Origin of the sequence: Halobacterium sp. DL1, assembly GCA_000230955.3 — an archaeon.
Lineage (GTDB): Archaea > Halobacteriota > Halobacteria > Halobacteriales > Halobacteriaceae > Halobacterium.
In genome coordinates this window covers 72,261-88,351 of sequence record CP007060.1, presented here as the reverse complement: position 1 = coordinate 88,351, position 16,091 = coordinate 72,261, and the positions used below count along the sequence as shown (strand labels likewise).

Annotated in this window: 20 protein-coding genes; 12 read left to right on the top strand and 8 right to left on the bottom strand. The window is 69.6% G+C overall.

The window, feature by feature from the left end:
* Positions 1-103: 103 nt before the first annotated feature.
* Positions 104-1,285: a phosphohydrolase gene (locus tag HALDL1_01975; GenBank protein AHG02537.1), complete on the bottom strand. Its 1,182-nt coding sequence runs from the start codon at positions 1,283-1,285 to the stop codon at positions 104-106.
* Between the two features lie 188 nt (positions 1,286-1,473).
* Here HALDL1_01975 and HALDL1_01970 point away from each other — a divergent pair, with 188 nt between their 5' ends.
* From HALDL1_01970 to HALDL1_01960, 3 genes are all read left to right on the top strand, one after another.
* Positions 1,474-2,163, top strand: coding sequence for a glutamine amidotransferase (locus HALDL1_01970; GenBank protein AHG02536.1), 690 nt, complete (start codon positions 1,474-1,476; stop codon positions 2,161-2,163).
* A 76-nt stretch (positions 2,164-2,239) separates the two neighbouring features.
* A complete protein-coding gene (locus HALDL1_01965) occupies positions 2,240-3,412 on the top strand; it encodes an acyl-CoA dehydrogenase (protein AHG02535.1) in 1,173 nt (390 codons plus the stop codon).
* Between the two features lie 121 nt (positions 3,413-3,533).
* Positions 3,534-4,415, top strand: coding sequence for a hypothetical protein (locus HALDL1_01960; GenBank protein AHG05075.1), 882 nt, complete (start codon positions 3,534-3,536; stop codon positions 4,413-4,415).
* A gap of 7 nt (positions 4,416-4,422) precedes the next feature.
* Here the strand turns inward: HALDL1_01960 and HALDL1_01955 are convergent, their stop codons facing one another.
* A complete protein-coding gene (locus HALDL1_01955; GenBank protein AHG02534.1) occupies positions 4,423-4,794 on the bottom strand; it encodes a thiol-disulfide oxidoreductase in 372 nt (123 codons plus the stop codon).
* A gap of 2 nt (positions 4,795-4,796) precedes the next feature.
* Positions 4,797-5,264: a cupin gene (locus HALDL1_01950; GenBank protein ID AHG02533.1), complete on the bottom strand. Its 468-nt coding sequence runs from the start codon at positions 5,262-5,264 to the stop codon at positions 4,797-4,799.
* Between the two features lie 96 nt (positions 5,265-5,360).
* Here HALDL1_01950 and HALDL1_01945 point away from each other — a divergent pair, with 96 nt between their 5' ends.
* Positions 5,361-5,681: a ferredoxin gene (locus HALDL1_01945; GenBank protein AHG02532.1), complete on the top strand. Its 321-nt coding sequence runs from the start codon at positions 5,361-5,363 to the stop codon at positions 5,679-5,681.
* A 51-nt stretch (positions 5,682-5,732) separates the two neighbouring features.
* Here the strand turns inward: HALDL1_01945 and HALDL1_01940 are convergent, their stop codons facing one another.
* A complete protein-coding gene (locus tag HALDL1_01940; GenBank protein ID AHG02531.1) occupies positions 5,733-5,894 on the bottom strand; it encodes a hypothetical protein in 162 nt (53 codons plus the stop codon).
* Positions 5,895-5,941: 47 nt separating this feature from the next.
* The gene (locus HALDL1_01935; protein ID AHG02530.1) at positions 5,942-6,745 is read right to left on the bottom strand and encodes a histidinol phosphatase; all 804 of its coding nucleotides are present in this window, start codon (positions 6,743-6,745) and stop codon (positions 5,942-5,944) included.
* A 120-nt stretch (positions 6,746-6,865) separates the two neighbouring features.
* On the opposite strand from HALDL1_01935, the gene HALDL1_01930 reads away from it, so the two are divergent.
* Positions 6,866-7,150 (top strand): hypothetical protein, encoded by a 285-nt coding sequence (locus tag HALDL1_01930; GenBank protein ID AHG02529.1) that lies wholly within the window; start codon positions 6,866-6,868, stop codon positions 7,148-7,150.
* 64 nt (positions 7,151-7,214) lie between these two features.
* Positions 7,215-7,385, top strand: coding sequence for a hypothetical protein (locus HALDL1_01925; protein AHG02528.1), 171 nt, complete (start codon positions 7,215-7,217; stop codon positions 7,383-7,385).
* On the opposite strand, the gene HALDL1_01920 is transcribed toward HALDL1_01925, so the two are convergent.
* A complete protein-coding gene (locus tag HALDL1_01920; protein ID AHG02527.1) occupies positions 7,382-8,116 on the bottom strand; it encodes a hypothetical protein in 735 nt (244 codons plus the stop codon). The two genes, HALDL1_01925 and HALDL1_01920, sit on opposite strands and share 4 nt — an antisense overlap.
* Positions 8,109-9,011, bottom strand: coding sequence for an NADH-binding protein (locus tag HALDL1_01915; GenBank protein ID AHG02526.1), 903 nt, complete (start codon positions 9,009-9,011; stop codon positions 8,109-8,111). The genes HALDL1_01920 and HALDL1_01915 overlap by 8 nt, the downstream gene beginning before the upstream one ends.
* 188 nt (positions 9,012-9,199) lie before the next feature.
* Here HALDL1_01915 and HALDL1_01910 point away from each other — a divergent pair, with 188 nt between their 5' ends.
* From HALDL1_01910 to HALDL1_01890, 5 genes are read left to right on the top strand one after another with little or no spacing between them, the layout of a single operon-like run.
* Positions 9,200-10,363 (top strand): phosphate ABC transporter substrate-binding protein, encoded by a 1,164-nt coding sequence (locus tag HALDL1_01910; GenBank protein ID AHG02525.1) that lies wholly within the window; start codon positions 9,200-9,202, stop codon positions 10,361-10,363.
* Positions 10,364-10,415: 52 nt separating this feature from the next.
* Positions 10,416-11,555: a phosphate ABC transporter permease gene (locus HALDL1_01905; GenBank protein ID AHG02524.1), complete on the top strand. Its 1,140-nt coding sequence runs from the start codon at positions 10,416-10,418 to the stop codon at positions 11,553-11,555.
* Positions 11,552-13,153: a phosphate ABC transporter permease gene (locus HALDL1_01900; GenBank protein AHG02523.1), complete on the top strand. Its 1,602-nt coding sequence runs from the start codon at positions 11,552-11,554 to the stop codon at positions 13,151-13,153. Before HALDL1_01905 ends, HALDL1_01900 begins: the two co-directional genes overlap by 4 nt.
* The gene (locus tag HALDL1_01895) at positions 13,150-14,055 is read left to right on the top strand and encodes a phosphate ABC transporter ATP-binding protein (protein ID AHG02522.1); all 906 of its coding nucleotides are present in this window, start codon (positions 13,150-13,152) and stop codon (positions 14,053-14,055) included. Before HALDL1_01900 ends, HALDL1_01895 begins: the two co-directional genes overlap by 4 nt.
* A 4-nt stretch (positions 14,056-14,059) precedes the next feature.
* Positions 14,060-14,737 carry a transcriptional regulator gene (locus tag HALDL1_01890; protein ID AHG02521.1) on the top strand — a complete coding sequence of 226 codons (678 nt, stop codon included), beginning with the start codon at positions 14,060-14,062 and terminating at the stop codon, positions 14,735-14,737.
* 6 nt (positions 14,738-14,743) lie between these two features.
* Here HALDL1_01890 and HALDL1_01885 read toward each other — a convergent pair whose 3' ends face one another.
* A complete protein-coding gene (locus HALDL1_01885) occupies positions 14,744-15,616 on the bottom strand; it encodes a hypothetical protein (protein AHG02520.1) in 873 nt (290 codons plus the stop codon).
* A 271-nt stretch (positions 15,617-15,887) separates the two neighbouring features.
* Here HALDL1_01885 and HALDL1_01880 point away from each other — a divergent pair, with 271 nt between their 5' ends.
* Positions 15,888-16,088 carry a hypothetical protein gene (locus HALDL1_01880; GenBank protein ID AHG02519.1) on the top strand — a complete coding sequence of 67 codons (201 nt, stop codon included), beginning with the start codon at positions 15,888-15,890 and terminating at the stop codon, positions 16,086-16,088.
* Positions 16,089-16,091: the final 3 nt, after the last annotated feature.

Genomic DNA, 16,091 nt, shown 5'->3' with positions numbered 1-16,091 from the left:
TCGTGTGGTATAGGCGGGGGGTACTCATAGAACTTTCGGCAGAAGTGGCACGCTAGCGTCGAGCGCACGTCTTCGCCGACCACGGGACGGCCAGTCTCGCTCCCTACTCCGTCGGGTCGCCGACGCCGCCGAGTCCGAGTACCCGCTCGGCGGCCGCCGCGACCTCGGCGGTCTGCTCCTCGGGCGCGTAGACGCCGAACCGCCACTGCACGCGCTGGGACTCCTGCATCCCACGGACGAGCGGCGACTGCTCGTGGAGCGGGCGGACGTCGCCGCCGACAGCGACCCGCACGGAGGACTCCGGCATCGACGGCGATCCGGGGTTGTCGACGACGACGGACCGCTCGGGGACGTCGGCGGCGTCGGCGATGTCCCGTTCGAACTCGCGGACGTCGTGGTAGTCCGCCGCGACCACGTCGTCTGGAACGTCGGCGCGCTCGGTCCACACCGCGCGCTTGAACAGGTCGCGGTCGTGGATGCGGCGCGCGGCGTCCGCGGTTGCGTCGCGGTCGCGGAGCGCGCCCAGCAACTCGGCGTCGGTCATCCGCGCGAACGTCGCCGGGTCGAGGTCGGTTCCGTCGAGCAAGCGCTCGCTGGCGCGCTCCAGCATCGTGCCCGCGATGCGGGAGACGTGGTGGCGGTAGACGGTGGCGTTCATCAGCGCGCGGCCGACGAGCACGCTCTCGGCGGTGGCGACGTTCCCCTCCGCGAGCACGAGGTCGCCGTCGCGGAACGTGAGCGCGCGCAGCAGGCGCCCGTGGTCGATGGTGCCGTAGGGGACGCCGGTGTGGTGGGCGTCCCGCACGAGGTAGTCCATCCGGTCGACGTCGAGTTCGCCCGCGACGAGCTGGCCGAGTTTGCCGTCGCCGCGCACCGTGGCGGCGACGCGGTCCGGGTCGAGGCCGTGGTCGCGCAGCGTCTCGCCGACCCGGCCCCCGGTGAGCAACTCCCCGACCTCGTCGTGGTGGCGACCGAGGCGGCGCTGGATGATGCCCTCCGTCTGGTGGCCGTACGGCCCGTGCCCGACGTCGTGGAGGAGCGCGGCGGCGCGCACCGTGTCGGCGCGGGCGCCGGTGACGTCGAGGTGGTCGAGCGCGCGGTCGGCGAGGTGGTAGACGCCCAGGGAGTGCTCGAAGCGCGTGTGGTTCGCCGACGGGTAGACCAGCCGGATCGTGCTCAGCTGTTTGATGTGCCGGAGCCGCTGGACGGCGGGCGCGTCCAGCAGCGCTTCGGCGACGCCCGCGACCTCGATGTAGTCGTGGACGCTGTCCTTGATGGCGCGCATTCGTTCGGACGTGACGGCGTTCCGTCAAAGGTGATTCGGAGCGCACCGCGACCAGCGGTTGGGCCCGTACGCCCCGGTTACGCGCCGGTAAGGGCGGATTACCGGGTTCTCACCCCCACCCCAGCGACCCGGAACCCACCGCCCGCCGGCGAAACGACCTTTAAGCTGCAGCTACTACTCGTGTCTGAATGACCCGGCCCCGCGTCGCGTTGCTGAACGCCGCCCACGACTCCACGCACACCACCCGGAACTTCCGCCGGGAGCTCGACGCCGAACTCGTCGAGTTCCACGCCGTCTCGGAGGAGCTCCCCGAGGACACGGACTACGACGGCGTCGTGGTGTCGGGCTCCCGCGCCTCGGTCTACTACGACGAGGCGTGGATCGACCCGCTCGTCGACTACGTGGCTGACGTCCACGACGCCGGCGTCCCCCTGCTGGGCGTCTGCTTCGGCCACCAGGTCATCGCCGCCGCGCTGGGTGGCGACGTGGCGACGATGGGCGAGTACGAGATCGGCTACCGCGAGGTCGAGGTGACCACGGACGACCCGCTGTTCGACGGCGTCGGCGACTCGTTCACCGTCTTCACGACTCACTCTGACACGGTCGCAGAACTCCCGCCCGGCGCGCAGCTGCTCGCGGAGAACGACTACGGCGTCCACGCGTTCCGCGTCGGCGACTCGGTCGGCGTCCAGTTCCACCCGGAGTACGACACCGAGACCGCAGAGAGGGTGACCCGGCGGAAGAGCGAGTTGAGCGACGAGCGCATCGACGAGGTGCTCACGGGCATCGACGAGGAGAACTACGCAGCGTCCTGCGAGGCCAAACAGCTGTTCGAGAACTTCACGCGCGACGTCACCGGCCCGCAGGCGGCCGACTGACCCGGGCGCCGCCGATTCTCGGAGCGTTCGAGAACGACTAGCAGGCTTTTTGCCCGCCGCTCGCCGACTAGCCCACATGCTCGACTACGTGGGTCTGGAGGCAGACCTGACCGCCGAAGAGCGGCTCATCCGCGACACCGCCCGCGAGTTCGTGGCGGAGAACGTTCAGCCGGACGTCGGCGAACATTTCGTCGAGGGGACGTTCCCGACCGAACTCATCCCCGAGATGGGCGAACTCGGCTTCTACGCGCCGAACCTCGACGGCTACGGGCTGCCCGGCGTCGGCGAGAAGGCCTACGGCCTCCTGATGCAGGAACTGGAAGCCTGCGACTCGGGGCTGCGCTCGATGGCGAGCGTGCAGGGCGCCCTCGTCATGTACCCCATCCACGCCTTCGGCAGCGAGGAGCAGAAGGAGCGCTGGCTGCCGGCCCTCGGCGCCGGCGAAGCCGTCGGCTGCTTCGGCCTCACCGAACCCGAACACGGCTCGAACCCCTCCGCGATGGAGACCCGCGCCGAACGTGCCGGTGGGCACGCAGGCGACGAGTACGTCCTGAACGGCTCGAAGACGTGGATTACGAACTCCCCCATCTCGGACGTCGCGGTGGTCTGGGCGAAGGACGCCTCCGAGGACGGCACCGTCCGGGGCTTCCTCGTGGAGACCGACCGCGACGGCGTCACGACGAACAAGATCGACGACAAGCTCAGCCTCCGGGCCTCCATCACGGGCGAGATCAGCCTCCAGAACGTTCGCGTCCCCCAGGAGAACCGTCTGCCGGGCGTCGAGGGGATGAAGGGACCGCTGTCCTGTCTCACGCAGGCCCGCTACGGTATCGCCTGGGGCGCCGTCGGCGCCGCCCGTGACTGCTTCGAGACTGCGCGCCAGTACGCCACCGACCGCGAGCAGTTCGGCAAGCCCATCGGCGGCTTCCAGATGCAACAGCAGAAGCTCGCCGAGATGGCGACCCAGATTACGACGAGCCAGCTGCTCGCCCACCGCCTCGCGGACCTCAAGGAGCGCGGCGACCTCCGCCCGCAGCACGTCTCGATGGCCAAGCGCAACAACGTCCGGATGGCCCGCGACCAGGCCCGCGTCGCCCGCGAGATGCTCGGCGGCAACGGCATCACCACGGACTACCCGCCGATGCGCCACATGGCGAACATGGAGACCGTCTACACGTACGAGGGCACCCACGACATCCACACCCTCATCCTCGGCGAGGACCTCACCGGCATCCCGGCCTACGAGTAGCGCTTTTTCCAGCACTCGTGGACGCTCGTCGCGGAGTTCCCCGCACGCTAAAGGGAGAACAGGCCGGGACGGTGAAACCGCATCAGGCAAAGCACTTACCGCCGGACCGGAACCGTTGGGTGTGACTTCTCGCAGGAACGTCCTCCGGGCCGGTGGTGCTACGCTGCTCGCGGCCGTCGCTGGCTGCACGAGTGGCGACGGTTCGGGCGACGAGTCGACGACTGAACGGACCGGGGCGGACAGCTCCACGACGGACAACACCAGCGGAGGCACCACCACGACCGACGAACGCAAGCCGTACATCGAGGCCAGGCGAGTCGACCCGACCGAACTCCCCGACGGCGCCAGAGTCGCCGTCGCTTCGCCGGAACTCCACCAGCTAGTCGTCGAGGCCACCGAGACGGACGGACCCGTCGACCTGGTCACGGAGGGTCCGGCCGATTCGGAGACGACGCTCGCACTCGGCCAGTTCGACTACGTCAGGTTCCAGATATCGAGGTACGAGGCGACCGCGTCGTTCGCCAGCTTCGCGGGGGAGGCGAGCTACCAGTACAGCCTCGAGGAGGTGAGCGACGGCGACGGCGACGTCCTCGACTACGCGAGCCTCACCGACAGCGAGCGCGCCATCGCCGACGAGATGCTCGAGAGCGGGTCCTACAGCGTCGGCCACCACGAGGAGCTCCCGGCCGCCGCCGAGACGTTCGAGGCCGGGAGCTACCTCCGGGCAGACGGGACGACGTACCGCATCCAACAGACCGTCAGCGACCACTCGGCCCACCACATGCTGGACCTCGAGGAGGGGAGCCCCGGCTCCGAGGACCAGGTCGTCAGCGTCTACGACCGCGCGCCGTCCGCCCAGGTCGCCGAGGCGCTCACGACGGCCGCCGAGTCCGGGTCGGCGACGCTCGACGGCATCGGCCCCGTGAGCGAGTACATCCAGACCGCGAGGTACATCCTCGCCGTGGACACCGTGTTCACGCTGAGTATCTTCGAGCCCACGTAGGCGACAGTCAGTCCCGCGCTGGCGGGTCGTCGCGGACGACCTTCCCGAGCCAGTCCCGGCGATCGGCGCCGAAGCGGTAGAGCCGCTCGCGGAGCCAGTCGTAGCCGGGAATCAGGCAGAGGACGGCGAAGACGGGGCCGAGGGCCGGGAAGTCGTAGACGAGCGCGCGTTCGACGGCCTCGCCGCAGGAGTACGCCGCGTCGTCCGTGAGGAAGTGGGTGCAGGTCTCCCAGTCATTGGGGAGGCGGGCCAACTGGTCGGGCGTGAGCTCCTGGAAGCCCACGGTCTCGACGTCGCCGTGGCGGGCAGCCCAGTTCGCACACCAGGTGCAGAAGCCGCAGTCGTCGTCGAAGACGACCCGGGGCGGGTGGTCGGGCATCGTCAGTCGAAGCGGCCGGTGACGGTCCCGCACTCCTCGCAGACCGCACGGATCTCCGAGCGGTCGTCGGCGAGTTCCAGTTCGTGGGTCGTCTCGCCCCCGCACTCCTCGCACTCCCGGAGGATCTCGGTGTCGCCGGCGTCCTGCGGGGCGCCGATGGCGAGCGCGCGGACGCGCTCCTCGCCGCGGTTGACGCCGCGCTGGAACTCGCCCGGGGCGAAGCGTACGACTTCGCCGGCCGTCACCTCGACGTCGTCGTCGAGCGTACGGAACGTGACCGTGCCGTCGAGGACGTAGAATATCTCCTCCTGGTTCTCGTGGGCGTGGAAGCCGTACGCGAAGCTGTCGCCGGGCGCCAGTTCGTAGAAGTTGAGCGCCGCGTCGGCGACGCCGAGCGCGTCGGTCAGCGGGAGGCTCCGGTCGGCGGGCCCCATCCGGGAGTCGAGGTCGTCGAGGCGTACTTTCCGCATGGGGCAACGAAGCCGGGGCTGGCGCATAAGCCTACTCGTCGCGAGCGCCGACCACCCACCCGTAGGGTTGATACCGCGGGACGACGGAGGCGTAGTATGGCTATCGACCCGCAGTTCACGGAGAACCGGGAGCAGGTGGACACCCACAAAGGGCACGACGTCTGGGGCCCCGTCGAGGAACCCGAGAAACTCGGCATCCACGGCACCCACGTCGCCGTCGACTTCGACATCTGTCTCGCCGACGGCGCTTGCCTGGAGGACTGCCCCGTCGACGTCTTCGAGTGGGTCGACTCCCCCGACCACCCGGAGAGCGAACTCAAGGCCGACCCCGCCAACGAGAGCCAGTGCATCGACTGCATGCTCTGCGTCGACGTCTGCCCCGTCGACGCCATCGACGTCGACGCCGGCCGAACGTAGCGACTGGTCGCGAGCGGACGCGAGAAGAACTGATTCGTGCTGTACGTGCGGTTACGACCGCTCTATCTCGAGTTGCTCCCGGAGTCGCTGGAGGGTCTCACTGTCCGACAGCTCGTCGAGCCGGTCCTGGAAGTGGTCCTCGCAGACACCGACTTTCACGCCGTCCTTGTCGACAGTGACGTCCGCACTCCCGTCGCAGTAGTGACACTGCATACAGCGTCGTTGGGGCTCGGGCTACATGACCCTCACGGCAGCGGAACTCACGGGAGGCGGCGCCGCACTGCCCGGTACGCCTCGCGGTCGAGGCCGGCCGTGCCGAGCGTGCGCTCGTGGGCGTCGCTGCCGCCGGTGGCGAGCAGGTCGTGTTCCTCGATGGCGTCGCGGACGAGCGCGGCGCCGTCGTCCGCGGGGTCGCCCCCGACCGGCCGGTCGTAGGGGTAGTGGAGTTCGACCGCGTCGAGGACGCCACAGCGCGCGAGCGCGGCCTCCGGGTCCGGGTAGCGCAGGGGGTGTGCGAGGCCGACGAGGCCGCAGGCCTCGGAGAGCAGGTCGACGCCCGTCTCGAAGTCGGGGACGTCGCGGGCGACGAAGCAGGGGCCGTCGTCGCCGATGAGGTCGTCGAAGACGGAGCCAATCTCGTCGTACTCCGTGTCGGGGTGGGCGACGACGCTGCGGGCGACGTGCGGGCGGCCGAGTCCCTCCCGGGGTTCGACGTCGAGGGTGACGCCGAGTTCGGCCTCGACGTTCTCGATGATGCGGCGGCCGCGCTCGACGCGGTCGCGCTGGATGCGTTCGGTCTCGGCGGCGAGCGCGTCGGTCGCGGTGACGCCGTAGCCCAGCAGGTCGAGGCGCTGGTCGCCGGCGTCCACGCGGAGCTCGATGCCGTTGACGAGTTCGACGCCGTCGCGCTCGGTAACGGGGTCGTCGAGGTCGGGGTGGAGGCGGTCGTGGTCGGTGATGGCGACTGCCTCGACGCCGGCCTCGCGGGCGGCGGCTGGTACCTCCGCGAGCGCCAGCGTGCCGTCCGAGTTGTCGGTGTGGACGTGGAGGTCCGCGTAGACCATACCGGGTTGGCGGCGCGGCGACACCTAAACCGCCCGGTCCGGCCCGGAACTAAGGCCCCTAGAACATTCATTATTGTTCATCCAGAATCTACTTGTGTGGCGTCACCCACAGCACGGATGATGACGCTCAGAGACACCACCGACCTGCTCGCCTCCCAGTCGTACCCGCTGACTGCCAGCGAACTCGTCGCGGCCTGCGGCGACCACGAACTCGACGAGGCCGACGGCGGCGAGACGCTACGCGACGTCATCGAGCGAAGCGGCGACCGGGAGTTCGACAGCGCCCTCGACGCGACGTTCGCCGTCTACGGCGCCGTCGGCCAGGACGCCGTCGGGCGCGTCGGCTACAGCGACCGCGACCCCACGCCGATGGGCGTCGACGGCCCCGACCAGGTCTCGTTCTGACCAGCCAGGGTGTGAACGTCCGTTACATTCATGGTTACCAGCTACAAACGTGTGGGTAAGTACCATGTCAATGGGTGCCTATGATGATGACGAGCACGAACGCCGCGAGGCGAAGAACAACAACGTCGAAGTCGCCGACGACGACACCCGGACGACCTACGAGGGCTCCGTCGAGTTCGACTCCGGCGACTCCGCGGACGAACTCCTCGACAAGTTCCAGCAGATGAAGAACTAGTCCGGCTGTTTTAGCGCGTACTGCGACGCGGTAGTGACGACAACCACCGCCACTACGTGACCCGCGACGGCGACGACCAGCAGGTCGTGTCCCCAGACGAACGGTACCAGCACCGCCTGAAGCAGGCCGAACTGCCGCGTTCGGCGGTCGACCGTCGCCAGCGACGCGGCCGCCGCCTCGTCGATGTCGCCGACGACCGACCGCCAGAGCGCGACGATGGCCGCCCACCACCCCGTGCCGATGCGGTAACAGACGTCCCAGAGCACGAGCAGCGCGAGCGCCGCGGGCAACACCGGCGGTCGCTCGCCGAGCAGCGCCACGAACAGCGTCGCGCCGTCCCGCGGGTCCCAGACGAACAGGTAGGTGAGGAGCGCGACGTAGGAGACGACGCCGAGCACCACCTCGATGCTCGAGGAGAACAGCAGACGGCGATACTGCTCGGGGACGCCTGGCTCGCGGGCGCGGGCCCCGATGTCGAGCATGAACGCGCTCCCCGCGGCCGCCACGACCACCGCGGCCGTCCCCGGCAACACTGCACCGGGGAGGTCGTAGACGGCCGCGAGCGCGAGGACGCCCACCTCGAAGACGAGGAACTGCAGGAGGACGGCCGTCCGGTCCGAGACGTCGACGCCCGGAACCGCGCCGACGATGCTCTCGTACACCCACGCCTCGCCGTACACCGTAGCGCCCGTGGACGCGGTCGCTGCCGGCCCGGCGTCCGCCTCAGTCATCGACAGGTACCCCGTAGCCGTCGAGCGCTGCGCGCGCGGCCTCGTCGAACGGCGTCAACTCCACGTCGACGACGTCCCGGATGCTGTCGTCGGAGACGACGACAGGGTTCTTCAGACCGTGGATGAGCGGGTGGGCGACGCTCCGGGGCACGTCCGTGACGAGGTCGACCCAGTACGTCGAGAGCGTCGGGGAGAGCACGGGGACCGGGACGACGAAGAGGCGTCTGCCCGCTAGCTTCGCCGTGCGCTCCAGCATCACCTGGTAGGAGAGTACCTCGGGGCCGCCGACCTCGTACGTCTCGCCGGCGCTCTCGGGCGCGTCGAGGACGCCGACCAGGTAGGCGACCACGTCCCGCACTGCTATCGGCTGACAGGGCGTTCGCACCCACTTCGGCGCCACCATCACGGGGAGGCGGTCGATGAGCTGGATCACCAGGTCGAAGCTCGCGCTGCCGGCGCCGACGATGACCGCGGCGCGCAGCGTCGTCAGGTCGAACGCCGCGTCGGCGAGGACGGCCTCGACTTCGCGGCGCGAGCGGAGGTGCGGGGAGAGGTCGTCCCGATCCTCGCCGAGACCGCCGAGGTAGACGACACGGTCGACTCCGGTGCCGTCCGCGGCGTCGACGAAGTTCCGGGCGGCGCGGCGGTCCCGTTCGGCGAAGTCCCCGCCGGTGCCCATCGAGTGGACGAGGTAGTAGGCGGCGTCGACTCCCTCGAAAGCGCCGGCCAGCGACGCCGAATCCAGCAGGTCACCCCGGACGACCTCCACGCCCTCGGGCGGGTCGTACCGCGAGGGGTCGCGGACGAGCGCCCGGACGTCGTGGCCGGCCGCGACGAGTTCCGGGACGAGACGGCCGCCGACGAAGCCCGTCGCGCCCGTGACGAGTACGTGCACGCTCGTCGCATCGGGCGACGCGGGGTTAAGTCTCGGGCCTCGCGTCGGGACGCTCGGCGAGTGTGTGCTATATAGAGGTACTGCTGGACGGGTACCGTTCTGAACCCCAAGGTACGGTCAGTAGCCGTCAGAGCCGACCGTACCCCTATTATAAACGAGTTTAGTAGTTCACCACCCCTCTCCAGGCGATGACGCCTGACTCAGAGCGTCTGTCCGACCTGGTATCACGGCGGAAATTCATCGCGACGGTGGGGGCCTCGGGGGTTGCGGCAGTCGCGGGCTGTTCGAGCGGCGGTGGCGACGACACCACCGAAGAGTCCGGCGACGCGGACACACAGACCACCGACTCCGGGAGCGACCAGGAGACGACGGCGGGCGAGCAGTCGAACCAGATGGACACCAGCGTCCTGACGGCCGACGGCTCCTCGACGGTGTTCCCCATCACGAACACCGGCGGGAGCTACTGGAACTCCAATCCGGAGGCCGGCGACGGCGACTACTGGCCGACCGAGTGGGCCGAGGAGTACGGCACCGACATGCGCCTCGCGGACTACTTCGCGAGCCAGTACGGCTACGAGCCGACCGGCGAGCGCTCGAACCCGCCGTTCCGCGCGAGCATCGCGCTCAGCCACTCCGGGACGGGCGTCGAGGGCGTCATGGAGGGCCGCGTCGACATCGGCGACTCCAGTGCGCCAGCCGAGGCCGAACTCGCCGGCAGCGACGTCTCCCAGGCGACCCTCGACAAGTTCACCGACCACGTCGTCGGCGTCGACGGCCAGCCCATCGTCGTCAGCCGTGAAATCACCGACGCCGGCGTCGAGAGCATCACCATCGAGGAACTGCGCGCCATCTACCGCCAGGAGATCACGAACTGGTCGGAAGTCGGCGGACCCGACCGTGACATCCTCGCGCTCGGCCGCGCCGAGGGGTCGGGCACCGATACCGCGTTCCGCAACAACGTCTTCGGCGACCCGAACGCGCCCATCAGCCCCGAGCAGCGCTTCGGCCAGAACCAGCAGCTCCAGCAGGCCATCGGGCAGGCCGACAACGCCATCGCGTACATCGCGCTGGCGTTCGTCGAGGCCGACGGCGCCACGCCGCCCATCGGCCTCGAAATCGACGGCACCCGCTACGAGTACGGGAAGAACCTCGGCGCACAGGACTACCCGCTCTCCCGGGACCTCCACGCGTACACGTGGGAGGGCACCTCCCGGAAGGAGGCCGCCTTCACCAACTTCCTGCTGAGCGACTTCGGCCAGGAGGTGTTCGTCTCCGGGAACAACTACTTCCAGCTCCCGGCCGACCGCCTCGCGACCCAGCGCGAGAAGGTCGCCGCGTCGAACTACGAGTGAGTTCGACCGGGCCACGGACTGACGCGACACTTTCGGCCACCACAAATCGACCATGATTCGACAACTACGGCGGCGAGTGGAGGGACTCCCGGGGCGTCTCCGCGGACGCGTCGCGGACTCCGGCGAGCGGCTGACCCAGGGGGCCAGCGACTACCGGTCGCGGACTGCCGACGGCGCCATCGCGATGCACGCCCTCGTCACGGTCTGCGTCGTCGCGACGTTCGCGCTGTTCCTGGACGGATCGCAGTGGACTGTCGTCCCCGTCCTGGGATTCCTCGCGACGCTGACCGTCGGCTGGCTCCGCCACCAGGCGGAGGCCGCGAAGGCGCTGACGTTCCTCACGACCGTCGCGACCGTTTCGATACTCACACTGATCGTCGCCTTCCTCCTGTTCCGCTCGGAGCCCATCGTGCGCCACATGGGCCTCGACCTGCTGACGCGCACCGAAGCGCCGCTGTGGACGTCGAACGAGGGCGGCGTCTACTCGCTCGCACCGATGATGGTCGGCACCGCGCTGACGACGGTCATCGCCACCGCAATCGCCGCACCGCTGGGCGTCGCGGGCGCCGTCTACGTCAGCGAAATCGCCTCCGACCGCGTCCGCGAGGTCGTCAAGCCCGGCATCGAGTTGATGGCCGGCATCCCCTCGATCACGTACGGGTTCATCGGACTCACCATCATCAACCAGTACTTCTACGCCGAGTTCCGGACGCCGACCATCGGGATGTACTTCTCGGCCGGCGTGGTCATCGGGCTGATGGCGCTGCCGACGGTCGTCACCGTCGCCGAGGACGCGCTGTCCACGGTGCCCGAGTCCATCAAGAGCGGGTCGCTCGCGATGGGGTCGACGCAGTGGCAGACGACCAAGAGCGTCACCCTCCCCGCGGGCCTCTCGGGGGTCTCCGCGGGCGTCCTGCTCGGCGTCGGCCGCGCGATGGGCGAGACGATGGCGGCGACGGTGATGCTCTCGCACACCAAGGGGTTCCCGTCGCCCGTCTTCGACGTGTTCAGCAACTACGGGGAGACGCTCACGACCGTCATCGCGTTCGAGGGTGGCAACGCCAGCGGCATCCACATGAGCGCGCTGTTCGCGGGCGGCGTCGTGCTGTTCGGGATGGTGATGGTGTTGAGCGTCGCCTCCCAGTACGTCGAGTGGCGGATGCACCGCAAGCTCGGGGGTGACCAGCAGTGAGCAACGTCCGACGCTCCGAACTGTCCACCGCCACGTCGGCCACCGGCGAACTGGTCGCCACGGCGGTGCTCGGCGCCGCGTTCCTCGCGTTCGTCGCGTCGTGGCTGCTCATCTTCCAGTGGGTCGACGAGACGGCGGTCTACGTCGGCATTCGCGTCCTGGACCTGCTGGGCGGCGTGCTCGTCGTCCTCGGCGTCGGCGTCGCGGGCGTCGGCGTCGGGTCGCGGCTCGGCTACGTCGACACGACGCCGTCGGCGACGGCCGGCGCGACGGTCGGCGTCGTCTTCGGACTGCTGTGGGCCGTCCTCGGCGGCGTCCTCGGCACGCTCGTGCTCGGGAACGCCGTGCTCGCGTGGCTCCCGGTGGCGGTCGTGTTCGGTGGTCTCGGGCTGCTCGCGTCGGTGTTGCCACGCGAGGACGTCGGCTCCACCGTCCCCGTCGCGGTCGTCCTGGGGCTGCTCGGCGCGGCCATCGGAGTGGGCGGCCTCGACGCCGGCTGGACGTGGGCGCCCGCGTGGTCCTCCGCGGTGTTCCCCGGCAGCGAACTCGTCCCCCTGCTCGTCGTCTTCGGGTCGCTGCTCGGGGCGTGGAGCGCGGCGAAAGCCAGGGCGGGCTTCGGCGCGACGGGGCGTCAGGCGGGCGCGTTCTACCTCGTCCGCACGATGGTGTTCGGGATGCTCGGCGTGCTCGCGCTGCTCGTCGGGTTCATCGTCGTGAACGGCGTCGACACGATGCTCACCGGCGCCGGCCTCGGCGGCCATCTCGCGGTCCCCGTGGTCGGCGTGACGCTCCCCTGGGTCGAGTTCCCGTTCCTCCTGAACGACACGGGCGGGCTGTTCGTCGAGATTCCGGGCGTCCTCCCCGCGGTGGTGGGGACGCTCTGGCTGGTGTTCGGCGCGGTCCTCTTCGCCGTCCCGCTCGGCGTCGGCACGGCCGTCTTCCTCACGGAGTACGCCGAACGCGAGCGGGTCACGCAGATCGTCGAGGTGGCGACCAACGGCCTCTGGAGCACCCCGAGCATCGTCTTCGGGCTGTTCGGTCTGGCGTTCCTCGTGCCCCGTATCAGCGGCGGGAACTCCATCTTCGTCGGCCAGCTCGTCCTCGGATTCATGCTGCTCCCGCTGGTGCTCATCACGAGCCGGGAGGCCATCCTCGCGGTCCCGGACGACCACCGCGGCGCCAGCGCCGCGCTCGGCGTCACGAAGTGGGAGACCATCCGCAGCGTCGTTGTCCCGGCCGCGATGCCGGGCACCATCACGGGCGTCATCCTCGGCGTCGGCCGCATCGCCGGCGAGACGGCGCCGCTGCTGCTCGTCTTCGGCGGCGCCCCGTACCCGAACAGCACGCCCGACGTCATCGGCGCCTTCGAGTTCAGCGCGCAGCCCCCGTTCGTCACGAACGACGTCCTGCTGTCGCCCGCCAGCGCGCTCCCCTACCAGCTCTACTCGACCATCACGGCGGGCGTCTTCCCGAAGGACGTCTTCACCAACGCCGAGTTCGGCTGGGGGACCGCGCTCGTCCTCCTGCTCGTCGTCGTCGGCCTCTACGCCGTCGGCGTCGCCAGCCGCCTCTACTTCCGGCGGAGATTACACCAATGAGTAACACCCAGACGAACCACGGCCCCACTCAGCACGCACAGCCATCGACGACCAGCGGCGAGACCGCAGAGGACGTCCGCGAGGAGTGGACGGAGTACGGCTTCGAGGGCGACGCCAAACTCTCCGTCGAGGACCTGAACGTCCACTACGGCGACGACCACGCGCTTCGGGACATCGCCATCGACGTCCCCGAGGAGAGCGTGACGGCGCTCATCGGTCCCTCTGGCTGCGGGAAGTCGACGTTTCTCCGCTGTCTCAACCGGATGAACGACCGCATCGACAGCGCCCGCGTCGAGGGGTCGGTCGAACTCGACGGCCAGGAACTGTACGACAGCGACGTGAACCTCGTCGAGTTGCGCAAGCGCGTCGGGATGGTGTTCCAGGCGCCCAACCCGTTCCCGAAGTCCATCCGAGACAACATCGCCTACGGCCCGCGCAAGCACGGCGACATGGACACTGGCCTCGTCGCCCGCCTGCTCGGGCGCGACGACAGCGACGCGGAGGCCGAACTCGTCGAGCGCTCGCTCCGGCAGGCCGCGCTCTGGGCGGAGGTGAGCGACCGCCTCGGCGACAACGCGCTCGGCCTCTCCGGCGGCCAGCAGCAGCGACTCTGCATCGCGCGCTGTCTCGCGGTCGACCCCGAGGTCATCCTGATGGACGAACCCGCCTCCGCGCTCGACCCCATCGCGACCGCGAAGATCGAGGACCTCATCGAGGAACTCGCCGAGGAGTACACCGTCGTCATCGTCACCCACAACATGCAGCAGGCCGCGCGAATCAGCGACCAGACCGCCGTCTTCCTCACGGGCGGCGAACTCGTCGAGTACGGCGAGACCGACCAGATATTCGAGCACCCGCAGAGCCAGCGGGTCGAGGACTACATCACCGGCAAGTTCGGGTGACAGTATGCCACGAAACGAGTACCAGGCCTCCCTCGACGAACTCCGCGCAAACGTCCAGCAGCTGGGCGACCTCGTCCTGGAACGCCTCGACCGCGGGCTGTACGCGCTCGAACACGACGACGAAGCCGTCGCACAGCAGGTCGTCGACGGCGACGACGCGGTCAACCGACTTTACCTCGACCTCGAGGCGGACTGCATCGACCTGTTCGCGCTCCAGCAGCCGGTCGCGAGCGACCTCCGGTTCGTCGCGGCGTCGTTCAAGATTCTCACCGACCTCGAACGGGTCGGCGACCTCGCGGCGAACCTCGTGCGCTACGCGCTCGCGGCGGACGGCCGGCGCGTCTGGGACGTGGACGTCCACGACATCGGAGTCGACGCCCGCGCACTGGTCGCAGACGCCCTCGACGCGTACGCGACCGGGGACGCCGCCGCGTGCCACGAAATCGCCGAACGGGACGACGACATCGACGCGCTCTGCCAGCGCGCGAGCGAACGCGTCGTCCGCGACCTCATCGAGCGTGAGGCGGCGGGCGACGGCCCGTGGAGCGCCGAGGAAGTGCTCGACGACGTCTCCACGCTGTTGCTCACGATACGCGACCTCGAGCGCGTGGCCGACCACGGGGTCAACGTCGCTGCCCGCACGCTCTACCTCGTGGAGAACGACGCGGCGCTGGTCTACTGACGGCGCTCACTCCGAGCGCAGCGCGTCCCACCCGGGCGTCTCTGGCGCTCCTCTCGCTTCCTCTACGCGCTCGCCCAGCGCCGGGTCGGGGGCCTCGCTCTCGGCGCGAGTCACCCAGTCCGCCGCCGCGCGCCCGACCCAGGAGTCCGCCTCGACGGCCGCCTCGTACGCTCGCTCGCGTTTCGTCGGTTCGACCGCGGTGGTGCCGGGAGCGCTCGCTGCGGCGACGGCGACGAACCGCGCGCGGTCCGCGTCGGTCAGAGTTCCCGCGACGAGGCGGTCGAGGAGGCCGTCCTCGATGTCGTCGGGGTCCGGGTAGACGAACACCGTTTGGCCGACCGCCTCCGGGCCAAAAAGCAGGCTATCCGTCACCTCGGGCGGCGCGTCGTCGAGCAGGCGGTCGCCGCCGACGTGTTCCTCGACGCGCTCGCACTCCGTCTCGACGTCGAGCGCGAGGTGGTGGCCGGGGTAGGTCGCGCACTCGGTGGGGTACTCGGGGGTGTCGTGGATACGACACTGGAGCGTCTCCGGGTCGAGGAACGCACAGGTCGGCAGCCACCGCGGGTCGGTGTCGAACGGGCCGACCGGTTTCGGAACCGTCCGGAGGCCGACGAAGAACGCGGGCTTGCCCGCGACCGCCGCGACCTCGTAGCCGTCCACATCGACGCTCGGCCCGTCGCGAGCGCGCCAGAGCCGCGGCGTCATCGCGTCCCCCAGCCCTGCGTCGAGGAACGCCCGCACGTCCTCGCGGGTGAGCGGCACGAGGTTGTACGTGTCGTCGAGCGGTTCCTGCGGGCCGCGGCGCTCGTGGTCGGGGACGTCCGCGAGCGCACGCCAGTCCACGCAGCAACCGGCGCAGTTCTCGCAGTCCACCTTCATGTTCGGTGGTTCGTGACGCGTGGATTTGTTTGTAGCGCCAAGTTAAGTATCGTCAGAAGCGGGCCTCACGCTGTAACTCCTCCTTGAAAGCCCCGAGACTGGGGGCGAAGGCAGCCAACGAAAGGACCGCAGGCCGTAGGCCGAGGACCGCAGCGAGGCTCCCGAGTCGAGCCACCCGGGGCTTTCGAGGTCGGGTTCACGTTGCAGTCCGAACCGGCAGGACCTCCGCCTAGAGCCGAAACTGTATGGGCGAGACGTACGTACCAGAACCATGGCCGAACAGTGCGAGGGGTGTGCCGGGGAGGTCCGACTCGCGGGCGGCATCGCGGGCATCTGGGCGAGCGAGCAGACCCGCACCGGCGGGATGACCCTGGAGTTCACGGACGACACCGAGTTCTTCCTCTGTTTCGACTGCATCGACGCGCTGCCGGACGACCCCGGAGCGAGCGACGTGGCGGCGCTCCGCGACTGACCG